This window comes from Brunnivagina elsteri CCALA 953, assembly GCF_002289455.1.
Classification (GTDB): Bacteria; Cyanobacteriota; Cyanobacteriia; order Cyanobacteriales; family Nostocaceae; genus Brunnivagina; species Brunnivagina elsteri.
The window spans coordinates 1-12,239 of sequence record NZ_NTFS01000199.1 but is presented as its reverse complement, the minus strand read 5'-3'; the positions used below and the strand labels follow the sequence as shown (position 1 = coordinate 12,239).

10 protein-coding genes are annotated in these 12,239 nt (G+C 41.3%); 4 read left to right on the top strand and 6 right to left on the bottom strand.

Annotated features, from left to right (window positions below; translation table 11 throughout):
* Positions 1 to 68: 68 nt before the first annotated feature.
* Complete coding sequence (locus tag CK510_RS33505; RefSeq protein WP_158224923.1) at positions 69 to 1,775, bottom strand: serine/threonine-protein kinase; 1,707 nt, start codon at positions 1,773 to 1,775, stop codon at positions 69 to 71.
* A gap of 182 nt (positions 1,776 to 1,957) precedes the next feature.
* Here CK510_RS33505 and CK510_RS31075 point away from each other — a divergent pair, with 182 nt between their 5' ends.
* Together CK510_RS31075 and CK510_RS31070 are read left to right on the top strand one after the other, a co-directional pair.
* Positions 1,958 to 2,170, top strand: coding sequence for a hypothetical protein (locus tag CK510_RS31075; protein ID WP_143289334.1), 213 nt, complete (start codon positions 1,958 to 1,960; stop codon positions 2,168 to 2,170).
* Positions 2,100 to 2,327 carry a hypothetical protein gene (locus CK510_RS31070; RefSeq protein WP_158224922.1) on the top strand — a complete coding sequence of 76 codons (228 nt, stop codon included), beginning with the start codon at positions 2,100 to 2,102 and terminating at the stop codon, positions 2,325 to 2,327. The genes CK510_RS31075 and CK510_RS31070 overlap by 71 nt, the downstream gene beginning before the upstream one ends.
* A gap of 140 nt (positions 2,328 to 2,467) precedes the next feature.
* Here CK510_RS31070 and CK510_RS34285 read toward each other — a convergent pair whose 3' ends face one another.
* The 5 genes from CK510_RS34285 to CK510_RS17350 form a co-directional block, all read right to left on the bottom strand.
* Entirely contained in the window at positions 2,468 to 2,653 is a 186-nt protein-coding gene (locus CK510_RS34285) for a hypothetical protein (RefSeq protein WP_342745974.1), read from the bottom strand.
* Positions 2,654 to 3,062: 409 nt separating this feature from the next.
* The gene (locus tag CK510_RS17365; RefSeq protein WP_095722907.1) at positions 3,063 to 3,485 is read right to left on the bottom strand and encodes a pentapeptide repeat-containing protein; all 423 of its coding nucleotides are present in this window, start codon (positions 3,483 to 3,485) and stop codon (positions 3,063 to 3,065) included.
* 395 nt (positions 3,486 to 3,880) lie between these two features.
* Complete coding sequence (locus CK510_RS17360) at positions 3,881 to 5,149, bottom strand: sensor histidine kinase (protein WP_245912190.1); 1,269 nt, start codon at positions 5,147 to 5,149, stop codon at positions 3,881 to 3,883.
* Positions 5,150 to 5,298: 149 nt separating this feature from the next.
* Entirely contained in the window at positions 5,299 to 6,351 is a 1,053-nt protein-coding gene (dusB, locus tag CK510_RS17355; RefSeq protein ID WP_095722905.1) for a tRNA dihydrouridine synthase DusB, read from the bottom strand.
* The gene (locus tag CK510_RS17350; protein WP_095722904.1) at positions 6,303 to 6,494 is read right to left on the bottom strand and encodes a DUF2887 domain-containing protein; all 192 of its coding nucleotides are present in this window, start codon (positions 6,492 to 6,494) and stop codon (positions 6,303 to 6,305) included. Before CK510_RS17350 ends, dusB begins: the two co-directional genes overlap by 49 nt.
* 612 nt (positions 6,495 to 7,106) lie before the next feature.
* On the opposite strand from CK510_RS17350, the gene dnaK reads away from it, so the two are divergent.
* Positions 7,107 to 9,029: a molecular chaperone DnaK gene (gene dnaK, locus CK510_RS17345; protein WP_095722903.1), complete on the top strand. Its 1,923-nt coding sequence runs from the start codon at positions 7,107 to 7,109 to the stop codon at positions 9,027 to 9,029.
* 539 nt (positions 9,030 to 9,568) lie between these two features.
* Positions 9,569 to 12,239: DEAD/DEAH box helicase (locus CK510_RS17340; RefSeq protein ID WP_095722902.1), on the top strand; the 2,671-nt coding region annotated here is incomplete at its 3' end.

Genomic DNA, 12,239 nt, shown 5'->3' with positions numbered 1-12,239 from the left:
CCCTACAATGATGACAAAATTATTATTTATCGAATGTAATAGCTAGAAATCTGACATTTAGAGATAGATTATTTTTCAAGTCCTTTAATACGGTCAAGGGCATCTTGGTAATCGCTTTCTTTCCCTTGTTCTTTATACAAATTTGCAGCTTGACGATAATCTTCTATTGCTACCTGATAATCTCCTAAATTACTACGAATAAAACCTCGATTATGATAAGCATTTGCATAATCAGGATTAAGTTTTATGGCTTGGTTGTAATCTTGAATTGCTGCTTGATATTCTCCTAAATCGCCGCGAGCATTACCTCGATTATTGTAAGCAATTGCATAATCAGGATTAAGTTTGATAGCTTGATTATAATCTTCAATTGCTGCTTGATATTCTCCTAAATTCCTACGAGCTATACCTCGATTATGATAAGCAATTGCATAATCAGGATTAAGTTTGATGGCTTGATTATAATCTTCAATTGCTGCTTGATGTTCTCCTAAATTCCTACGAGCTATACCTCGATTATGATAAGCAATTGCATAATCAGGATTAAGTTTGATGGCTTGATTATAATCTTCAATTGCTGCTTGATGTTCTCCTAAATTCCTACGAGCTATACCTCGATTATGATAAGCAATTGCATAATCAGGATTAAGTTTGATGGCTTGATCATAATCTTCAATCGCCGCTTGATATTCTCCTAAGTTATAGCGAGACAAGCCTCGATTATGATAAGTAATTGCATAATGATGATTAATTCTTATAACTCGATAATCATAGCTAGCTTTGCCTAATAATTGCGCGGTAAATGTATTTTTGAAGCTATTGAAGAACCCTTGAATACTAGATGAGAATGTTTTACTACTCGGTAATATCGTCTGTTGTAATGGCTCACTGTTACGATTTTCTTCATTTTCCTCTAAAGGTGTTGGTGGTAAAATAACCGTGGGGACAATGGGTTGATTCAAGAATTGCATTGCTTCTAAAGCTTCTGCGGCATTTTGATAACGCTGACTTGCACGACTATTTACCATCCTCGTCAGGACTTCCGCAAAACCACTACTAATATTCACCTTATCTTGCCAAATCGCTTCTCCATCTTCATCATCATCCAATTCATGGGGTGTTACTCCCGTCAGTGCTTGGATACCAATCATCCCCACTGCGTAGATATCGCTGGCTAATTTCGGTTTACCTATAATTTGCTCGACTGGCATAAAACCGGGTGTACCAATTCCTACAGTCAAACTGGTTTGTCCGGAGTTTTTGAACATGATTTGTTTGACTGCACCAAAGTCAATCAGGATGATTCTCCCATCAACATGGCGACGCATGATATTTTGGGGTTTTATGTCACGGTGAATAATATTTTCTTGATGGACAACTGCTAATACTTCTAAAATTTCTGTCAAAAGTTGAATTACAGCAACTTCGGGAATTTTCTTCCCTGGTGTCAGAATATTTGTGAGTTCGACACCATCAATAAAATCTTGAACTAAGTAAAATTCGTTCCCAACTTGAAAATATTCCGATAAGCCAGGAATTTGGGGATGCAATCTACCTAAATTGTATAAAGTGGCGGCTTCCTTTGCAAAGGCATTTTTCAACCACTCCAATTCCTCCGCTTTGAGATTTGCAGTTTTCAACCGTTTGACAACACATCTCGGCTTCGGATCGATCGGTATACCCAAATCCTCAGCAAGAAAGGTTTGACCGAAACCCCCTTCTCCCAGTAGTTTGATGATTTGATAGCGGTTACGGAGAGTTGTTCCGGGCTGCATCGCTTTTTACTCAATGTTTGCCTCATCTTGGCAAATTTGTGGGAGTTCGGCAATATGGAGGTTTTTGGGTGAGGAGAATTTATTTTTTGGTGTTCCCTTGGTGCGATCGCGTTAGTTTAATATCCCCGACTTCTATGTACAAGCTTTAAATTTGACCACAAGCATCGTTAGAAGTCGGGGATATGACAGTTTGCGAAAAAATATCAGGTTATTTGGTGCGATATGCCTTTGGCATTAAGCTTTGCTTATCGCATTGGTTCAATATCCCCGACTTCTATGTACAAGCTCTAAATTTGACCACAAGCATCGTTAGAAGTCGGGGATATGGCAGTTTGCGATCGCTTGATGCGACTAAAAATATCAGGTTATTTGGTGCGATATGCCTTTGGCATTAAGCTTTGCTTATCGCATTGGTTCAATATCCCCGACTTCTATGTACAAGCTCTAAATTTGACCACAAGCATCGTTAGAAGTCGGGGATATGGCAGTTTGCGATCGCTTGATGCGACTAAAAATATCAGGTTATTTGGTGCGATATGCCTTTGGCATTAAGCTTTGCTTATCGCGTTGGTTAAGATTCCCGACTTCTGTGTAAAAGCTTTAAATTAGACAACAAAAATAGTTAGAAGTCGGAAATCTGTGCAGGTTTGAGTTTTCACAAATTTAAAATAAGCGCTGTACGCATTTTAAAACTACGGGGTTTGACACTCCTCGACAATCAATGGACAATGCCGTAAAAGTTCAACCCAAGACTTAGCAAGCCCATCCATCCACAATCTGATGGCTTTGTTCCGAATGAACTGAGTCGTTCGGATTGCTTCATCAATCGCTTGGAATTGCAATACTTTGCCGTAGGTTTTTAACTCAAAAACAAGCATGAATATCTGTCTTATTTCACTTGTTTTACAATATCATACTCATCATAAGATTATCAATAATTCTCGGAAAAATATAATATAAAGCTGTCCTAGAAGGACGGGGCTTTTACCCATTTTCTTGGTAAAAAACCGTTCTTTAGTACTTGAAAGGGAGGTGATGGTGGTTAATAACACCCATGAAATCTCCTGAGAATATTACATAGAGTCATAAAAACCTGGTGTTTGGGAAATACCAGGTTTCTTAAATTTCAGATTTGATTTTAGTGAGATCAATAATTACTTTAACTAGTACAGTAGAGCAGAAACAAAGCTACCATCTACCAGGATTAAAAACCTGATGTAAAAAAATTGATTCCTTTTGCCTTATTATACTAGCCAAACATTACTAATTACATCCAAAATTCAATCATTAATATCGGTGAACATTCCCATCAGGCATCACCGCACCATCCCAATTTGTCCCATTGGTGTATGCACCATAAAGATTTGCTTCCAGCAACTTAGCAGCAGAAAAATCTGCATTAATTAAATCTGCCATTTTTAACTTGGCACCTTTGAGTACAGCACCATTAAGTTTTGCTTCATATAATTTTGCACCACTTAAATTTGCACCACTCAAATTTGCACCACTCAAATTTGCCCCCACCAGGGATGCTTCAGTTAAGTCAGCACCAACTAAAATTGCCTGACTCAAATCAGCTTCGCAAATTGATGCTCCACGTAGATTTGCCCCACTCAAATCTATCCCATTTAGATAGCTTCCACTGAGATTTACACCTTTAAAATTTCTTTCACCGGATTCATATCTTAATACAAGTTCGTCGATACTCATAACACTCTAATTAAAACTTCTAATATTAGCGTCTCCTTGACAAGAATAATTAACAGTAAATTACGTTACTTAATGATTTTTGAATAAAGTTTTGGTTAAACATGGAGTAATTAACAACACAAATTAAAAATAGAACCAATAAAATTAGATTTTTTTAATCTTCCTTTCGATAGATTTGTAACCATTTTATTATTTATTTATATGTAATTATTAAAAATTTAATAACAGGGGTGTAAAACTACAATAATTTATACCCCTTTTTCTCTCTAGTGCATTAAAGCATGGTTAGTTTTAGAGCCAAACCGATTCAGAAACAACGGACTACCTCAAAGCTGGCGATTAAATCTTCCTGACTTTGATTTTATCGATAGCTTTCATCTTTGCTCATAGTCGAATTATTTATGCTGAACAGGAAGTTGAATAATTAACTCCGTTCCCTGAGCAAAAGTAGAAAAACACTTTAACTTGCCACCATGTTTTTCGGTAATGATTTGGTAACTGATAGACATACCCATGCCCGTTCCTTTGCCAACAGGTTTTGTTGTAAAAAAGGGGTCAAATATTCGTGGCTGTATGTCTTCAGGAATCCCAGAACCATTATCGGCAATGCAAATATCCACCCATTGTGCATCTGCCGTATCTACTACAGAAGTGCGAATCGTAATACAGGGTTTATCCTCATTTTTCTGATTTATCGGTTGAGTCTCAACTTCTTCTAAGGCATTTTTGGCATCACGTGGCTCCATAGAATCAATCGCATTTGTCAGAATATTCATAAATACCTGATTAAGTTGTCCTGGATAGCATTCCACCTCCGGTAGATGACTATAATCTTTGACAATTTGAATTTCAGGATATTCCGATCCCGCTTGGAGACGATGCTGTAAAAGTAGCAGCGTACTGTCAATTCCCTCATGAATATCTACTGTTTTTAGTTCCGCTTCATCCATGCGCGAGAAATTTCGCAGCGATAGAACAATCTTGCGAATGCGATCAATGCCTATATTCATAGATATAAGAATTTTGGGCAAATCTTCTTGCAAATAATCCAACTCAATAATTTCCGCTTGCGCTTGAACTTCAGCAATGGGGTTGGAATAGTGTTTTTGGTAAAGTTGCACAAAGTTTAGAAGATTTTGAGTATAGTCTTGGAGATGAGCTAGGTTAGCATAGATAAAATTGGCTGGGTTGTTGATTTCATGGGCAACTCCTGCTACCAACTGCCCCAAGCTAGACATTTTTTCTTGGTGAACTAGTTGGCTTTGAGCTCGTTTAAGTTCCCTCATTGCCGTTTCTAATACCTGGTTTTTGTTTTCTAATTCCAGCTTGGAAGCAAAAATTTGACTGAAGCAAGCCAACAAATCAAAGCTTCTGTAAAAGCTCAAAAAACGCAAGGCAATAATGACGGTGGCAAAGTCTGCTACAGCTTGCCAGAGAACTGCATTGTGCAACCCTAGCATACTCACACAGTGCATACCATGACCAATAGAACAACTTAAAAAAATACAAGCAACTGCAACCACAAGCGGATCAATTCCAGCTTCTCGATTGCGCCAAATTCCGTAACTTATAACACTACTAATAGCTAAATAACAACAAGCAATAATTAAGTTTTCACCAGTCACCAACCAAGAAAGCCGTTCCAATGCTAAATAATCTTCCATGATAAACCAAAAAAACAACGAGTTTGAGTCTCTGTTTTTAGAATACCCACACAACATAAATAGAGATTATCAAATGCATAGAAAAATGACAGCACTGCTGAATCTACGTATGAATTTAGAAATTTAAAGATGAATATAAAAAACACACTTCACTGCGCGATCGCAACTTGTCCCTCCTCAATCTCCTCATACCCTTTTGTTAATTGCGCGATCGCATTATCCAACAAATCCACACCTTGCTGTGCAGTCGTAACCAGGTTCAACTCACCCCGCAACTCAGAAGCACCAACAAAACCCTTAGCATACCAAGCCATATGCTTCCGTGCTTGGTAAATACCCCTTTGCCCCTTATATTCAGCCAGCCCTTGTAAATGCTCTTTAGCAGATTCCAACCTTTCTATTGGTGTCGCAGGTGCTAATAATTCCCCTGTCTTCAAAAAATAATCAACCTCACCCACCAAAAACGGATAACCCAAAGTACCCCGTGAACACATCACCCCATCCGCACCAGTCACTTCCAAACAGCGCACAGCAGACTCCACCGAAAAAATATCCCCATTCCCAATTACAGGAATTTCCAAAGCTTCCTTGACCTTACCAATCCATTCCCAGCGAGCATTTCCCGTGTAACCTTGGGCACGAGTGCGTCCATGCACAGTAATCATTTTTGCCCCAGCATCCTGCATCCGCTTGGCAAAATCAAGTATGGTAATTTCATCATCATCCCAACCAATCCGAGTTTTTACTGAAATTGGCACATCAACAGCTTTAACTACCTCCCGCACAATTTCCTCAGCCAGTTCTGGTTGTCGCAATAACGAAGAACCACCACCTTTGCGGGTGATTTTATTCACAGGACAACCCATATTAATATCAACAGTATCAGCACCCTCCGCCACAGCCCTTTTTGCAGCTTCCGCGAGGAATTGCGATCGGCAATCAAATAATTGGATACTAATTGGGCTTTCGTTAGGGTCTACCTCCATCATTTTCGGCAGTTTTTTAACGTGCTGCAATTGAGATGCATGAACCATTTCGGTATACAGCATTGAATCGGGTGCATAGCGACGAACCAAACGCCGAAATACCAAATCGGTGACACCAGAAAGCGGAGACTGGAGAACTCGACTATTAACTTCAAGGTTGCCGATTTTTAGAGGTATGGAAAGTCTTGCTTTGAGTTGGGAAGACAATTGCAGCATGGGGAAAATATAAAGGATGTTTGTTTGATTTCAACAGAGGAAAAAGTGTAGGTGTTTGAGGTTTCCGGTAGGTTGTTAATCAGTTCAAAGAAAATGTTGGGGAAATCTTTGAAAATGCAGTAAAAAATGCTGTCAGTTTTCACAGAAAATTTACTGAGTAATTAAATTGGCTATATTAAGCTGGCTAACGGGAAATTTTACTGGGGAATAAATCACCAATTATCGGCAAAACTCCACTTTCTTCTCTTTAATTACTAATACTCAATTTTTAAATTGATTTATCACGTAACGATATCCCATACCTCCTATTGAGCTAATGAAAGGAAATGGTTAGTTAGGGTAGAACGGCAAAATGATGGAATTATCCTAGACAAAAATCATCTTTTTCCAATTCCCCACTCCTAATTATCTGATTTTGTCGGCAAACACCACCCTTATATTACGGTTCACGCGAATTACCTACAGTATTATTTCCCATACATTAGACGAAGTACACAAATGAAATTACGAGGCAACGAGACAGTAGATGAAGAAAAACGGCGTAACCGTCCTAATCTTGTTCGGGAAACCACCCTTCATCAATAGGCTGTAACGGCTTCAGTATATATATCAGCATAGTTATGGGTTTCCACCCTTAAAAAGCCAAAATCAAAGGTTATCTTGCTGAACTGGCTGTCCCTAAACCCAGTTAGTTCAAATTTATTACCATTATTACACTCAATTTTTTGTAGTTATATACGGAGCCAGCACCTACAATGGCAAAAGCAGTCGGAATAGACTTAGGAACAACTAACTCCTGTGTGGCAGTCATGGAAGGTGGTAAACCCACAGTTATTGCCAACGCAGAAGGTTTTCGGACAACTCCATCGGTAGTTGCATTTGCGAAAAATGGCGATACTTTAGTGGGTCAAATCGCAAAACGCCAAGCGGTAATGAACCCGGAAAATACTTTTTATTCGGTAAAACGCTTCATCGGTCGTCGTCAAGAAGAAGTGACTAATGAAGCAACAGAAGTATCATATAAAGTTTCACAAAGCGGTGGTAATGTCAAAGTCGCTTGTCCTCAAGCGGGTAAAGATTTTGCCCCAGAAGAGATTTCTGCTAAGGTTCTCCGCAAGTTAGTTGAAGATGCAAGCAAATATCTTGGTGAAACTGTTACTCAAGCAGTAATTACCGTTCCTGCTTACTTTAACGACTCCCAGCGTCAAGCAACCAAGGACGCAGGTAAAATCGCTGGGATCGAAGTTCTCCGGATTATCAACGAACCAACAGCGGCTTCTTTGGCTTATGGTTTTGATAAGAAGAGCAACGAAACCATCCTGGTATTTGACCTTGGTGGTGGTACTTTCGACGTATCAGTACTAGAAGTCGGTGATGGTGTATTTGAAGTATTAGCAACCTCCGGTGATACTCACCTTGGTGGTGACGACTTTGATAAAAAAATCGTTGACTTCCTCGCAGATGAATTTAAAAGAACTGAAGGTATTGAACTCCGCAAAGATAGACAAGCATTGCAACGTCTAACTGAAGCGGCAGAAAAAGCAAAAATTGAGCTTTCGAGTGTTACCCAAGCGGAAATTAACCTACCCTTTATTACCGCAACTCAAGATGGTCCCAAGCACCTCGACACGACTTTAACCCGTGCGAAGTTTGAGGAACTATGTTCAGATTTAATTGACCGTTGCCGCGTTCCTGTTGAGAACGCGCTACGGGATGCGAAAGTAGATAAAACTGCCATCGACGAAGTTGTGTTGGTGGGTGGTTCTACACGTATTCCCGCAGTTCAAGAAATTGTCAAACGTACTCTTGGTAAAGACCCTAACCAAACTGTTAACCCTGACGAAGTTGTTGCTGTTGGTGCAGCGATTCAAGCAGGTGTATTACAGGGTGATGTTACGGGTATCTTGTTGCTTGATGTCACACCACTATCTTTGGGTGTAGAAACCTTAGGTGGTGTCATGACCAAGATTATTCCTCGTAACACGACAATTCCTACCAAAAAGTCGGAAGTATTCTCGACTGCGGTTGATGGGCAAACTAATGTGGAAATTCACGTTCTCCAAGGGGAACGGGAAATGTCTGGGGACAACAAGAGTCTGGGAACTTTCCGTCTTGATGGTATTCCTTCTGCACCTCGTGGTGTACCCCAAATCGAAGTTGTGTTCGATATCGATGCTAACGGTATTTTGAATGTCACTGCGAAGGATAAGGGTACTGCTAAGGAACAGTCGATCAGCATTACTGGGGCTTCCACCCTCGATAAAGGTGATGTTGAGCGGATGGTACGGGATGCGGAGCAAAATGCTTCTAATGACAAAGAACGTCGTGAGAAAATCGATCGCAAGAATCAAGCTGATTCGTTAGCTTACCAAGCTGAGAAGCAAATTCAAGAACTTGGTGATAAGGTTCCTGAAGCTGATAAAACCAAAGTCGAAGGTTTGGTTAAGGAAATCAGGGAAGCTGTTGCTAAGGAAGATGATGAGCAAATCAAGCGGGTAATGCCTGAGTTGCAACAAGCGTTGTTTGCTGTTGGTAGCAATCTCTATCAGCAACAAGGTGGTGCTGAAGGTGGGAATCCTGATGCTGGTGCTGATGCTGGTTCTGCTGGTGGTGGTGATGCTTCCAGTTCGGGCAGTGGTGATGATGTCATTGATGCTGACTTCACGGAAAGTAAGTAAGTATCCAGTTACTCAAGTTATTCGTTACGAGTAACGAATAACACCTAAATACTGATTTCCCCATTCCTGGTAAAGCCGGGAGTGGGGATTTTTGATGGTGTGGGTTTAGGAATTTACAGAAAATAACATTTCTTAACTACACATAGCATTTTTCACTTGGATGAAATATAAATAAGGGCGAACAAAGGGCAAACAGCCGTTTGCCCCTACAAAAGATTGGGGCGATTTATTTATTGGTATTCCCTAATTCATAGATTTATCAATCAATTATATTCTTTACAGGGTGGGGAGACCCTACCCCTACGACAAAAAAGATTGGGGCAATTTATTTATTGGTGTTCCCTTATTAGCTTCTACCTATTCTCTTACAATTATTTAATTTAAATATGGCTTGTAATTAGATATGATAAAAATCTGTATACTAAAAATACCTGTTTCCTGTTAGGGCATCAAATTATTGCGGCTAATCGAATTATACGTGAATCCCTGATAGGGATTGGAATAATATACATATAATCTGGTCGTTTATTATATATTGAGTGAATTATCCTGCCCCTTCTTCAGAAGTTGACCCTAGCGTCATATTCCCGTTTGAACTCGACACATTCCAACTCGAAGCGATCGCATCTCTCAATGGCGGTTCTTCAGTGGTTGTTTGTGCACCTACGGGTTCCGGTAAAACCTTAATTGGCGAATATGCAATCCATCGCGCCCTCGCAAGGGGTAAGCGAGTATTTTATACGACACCACTCAAGGCTCTCTCTAACCAAAAACTACGGGATTTCCGCGAGGGTTTTGGTTATGACCAAGTTGGACTTTTAACTGGTGACGCTTCGATTAACCGCGATGCACCAATCTTGGTGATGACTACGGAAATTTTCCGCAACATGCTCTATGGAACTCCCATCGGGCAAGTTGGTATTTCATTAGTCGATGTCGATGCGGTGGTACTTGATGAATGCCACTACATGAACGACCGCCAACGCGGTACGGTATGGGAAGAGTCAATTATTTACTGTCCCCATGAAATCCAACTTGTCGCCCTCTCCGCAACAGTTGATAATAGCGACCAACTCACCGATTGGCTGAACCGAGTCCACGGACCCACCGACCTCATTTACTCCGATTTCCGTCCAGTTCCCCTGGCATTCAACTTTGGCAATACCAAGGGTTTGTTTCCCCTGCTCAACGAGACAAATACCAAAATTAACTCTCGGTTGATACAAAACCGCAAACGCAAAGGTGAGGGGGATAAAGGTAGGGGTAGACCAGAAGCTCCCAGTATTAGCACTATCCTCAGCCAACTTCAGCAGCGCGATATGCTACCAGCAATTTACTTTATCTTCAGCCGTCGGGGTTGCGATAAAGCGGTGGCAGAAATGGGGGATATTTGGCTTGTTAATCCTGATGAAGCTTACCAACTACGGGTGCAAATCGATGATTTTTTAACTCGTAACCCCGATGCTGGTCGTGCTGGACAGATTGCCCCTTTGTATCGAGGGATTGCCGCACACCATGCGGGGATTCTCCCAGCTTGGAAGGCATTAGTCGAAGAATTATTTCAGCAGGGTCTAATTAAGGTTGTCTTTGCTACCGAAACCCTGGCAGCAGGGATAAATATGCCAGCAAGGACTACGGTAATTTCTAGCCTTTCTAAGCGTACCGATACGGGACACCGCTTACTAAATGCCTCCGAATTCCTGCAAATGGCAGGACGTGCAGGACGCAGGGGTATGGATAAGCAAGGGTATGTGGTGACTTTGCAAACTCCCTTTGAAGGTGCAAAGGAAGCCTCTTATTTGGCAACATCGAAGGCTGACCCGTTAGTTAGTCAGTTTACGCCGAGTTTTGGAATGGTTTTGAATTTGTTGCAAACCCACACTCTCGAACAGGCTAAGGAACTGATTGAGCGCAGCTTTGGGCAATATTTGGCAAATTTCCACCTCCGTCCCCAATATGAACGTGTTGATGAGTTGGAGAGGCTGTTGGGGGATACCCAGGCGCAAATAGATGCAATAGATGAGCATGATATCGAAGTATATGAAAAATTGCGACAAAGGTTAAAAGCCGAGCGTCAGTTATTAAAAACTCTCCAAGAGCAGGCACAGTCAACCCGACAAGAAGAGTTAGGGATGATGATTGGGTTTGCGATTACGGGAACTTTACTGAGCTTGAAGGGTAAAAATATTACCGTCGCTGCTCCAATTCCCGCAGTCTTAGTTGGAAAATCCCAGGGTTCGGGTACATCTCCCTATTTGGTTTGTTTGGGTCGGGATAATCGTTGGTATGTGGCAACAACCGCAGATGTTGTTGATTTGTATGGTGAGTTGCCGCGTCTGGATTTATCTCCAAATCTGCTACCACCTGCGTCCATGCCAATTAAACCTGGACAATCACGCCGGGGTAATGAAGAAACAAGTGCGATCGCATCGCAAATTCCCGAAGCGGAATTATCTACCTATCTGGCTCCGGAAGTTTCTCAACAGCTAGCCCGTGTCACCGCAGTTCAAGCGCAAATTGAAGCACACCCTTTACATCAAGCGGGGAATGTGGCTGTTGTGTTTAAGCGAAAAGCCCGTGCAGGTGAAATTGCTGGTGAACTGGCAGAATTGCAGGCTTCTGTTGAGCAGCAATCGCAACGTTATTGGGGAGAGTTTGTCAATTTAATCGAGATTTTGCAGTACTTCCAATGTCTCGATAATCTGGTGCCGACGCAGTTAGGACAAATCGCAGCCGCAATTCGGGGTGAAAATGAGTTGTGGTTGGCTTTGGTTCTGTCTAGCAGGGAACTTGATAATCTCGATCCCCATCATTTAGGTGCAGTTGTTGCCGCATTAGTCACGGAAACACCACGTCCTGACAGTTTTGTCAAGTTTGATTTATCCAAGGAAGCTGATGACGCTTGGTCGAGTTTGCGAAATATTCGGCGATCGCTACTCAAGGTGCAGTACCGTCATGGTGTCGCCCTACCTGTTGGTTTGGAAAATCGCTACATTAATTTGACTGCGATTGTCGAACAATGGGCTTTGGGGGTGGAATGGGTGGAACTTTGCGAAAATACGAGTTTGGATGAGGGTGATGTGGTGCGAATTTTGCGTCGTACCCTCGATTTACTCTCGCAAATTCCCCATGTCCCCTATTTGCAAGATGCTTTATATAAAAATGCCCGTCGGGCTATGCAGTTAATTGATCGGTTTCCTGTTAATGAAG

What these genes read in the sequence shown, in the direction of transcription:
- CK510_RS33505 (WP_158224923.1), bottom strand. Translation starts at nt 1,775, where the DNA reads ATGCAGCCCGGAACAACTCTCCGTAACCGCTATCAAATCATCAAACTA.
- CK510_RS31075 (WP_143289334.1), top strand. Translation starts at nt 1,958, where the DNA reads ATGACAGTTTGCGAAAAAATATCAGGTTATTTGGTGCGATATGCCTTT.
- CK510_RS31070 (WP_158224922.1), top strand. Translation starts at nt 2,100, where the DNA reads ATGGCAGTTTGCGATCGCTTGATGCGACTAAAAATATCAGGTTATTTG.
- CK510_RS34285 (WP_342745974.1), bottom strand. Translation starts at nt 2,653, where the DNA reads ATGCTTGTTTTTGAGTTAAAAACCTACGGCAAAGTATTGCAATTCCAA.
- CK510_RS17365 (WP_095722907.1), bottom strand. Translation starts at nt 3,485, where the DNA reads ATGAGTATCGACGAACTTGTATTAAGATATGAATCCGGTGAAAGAAAT.
- CK510_RS17360 (WP_245912190.1), bottom strand. Translation starts at nt 5,149, where the DNA reads ATGGAAGATTATTTAGCATTGGAACGGCTTTCTTGGTTGGTGACTGGT.
- dusB (WP_095722905.1), bottom strand. Translation starts at nt 6,351, where the DNA reads ATGCTGCAATTGTCTTCCCAACTCAAAGCAAGACTTTCCATACCTCTA.
- dnaK (WP_095722903.1), top strand. Translation starts at nt 7,107, where the DNA reads ATGGCAAAAGCAGTCGGAATAGACTTAGGAACAACTAACTCCTGTGTG.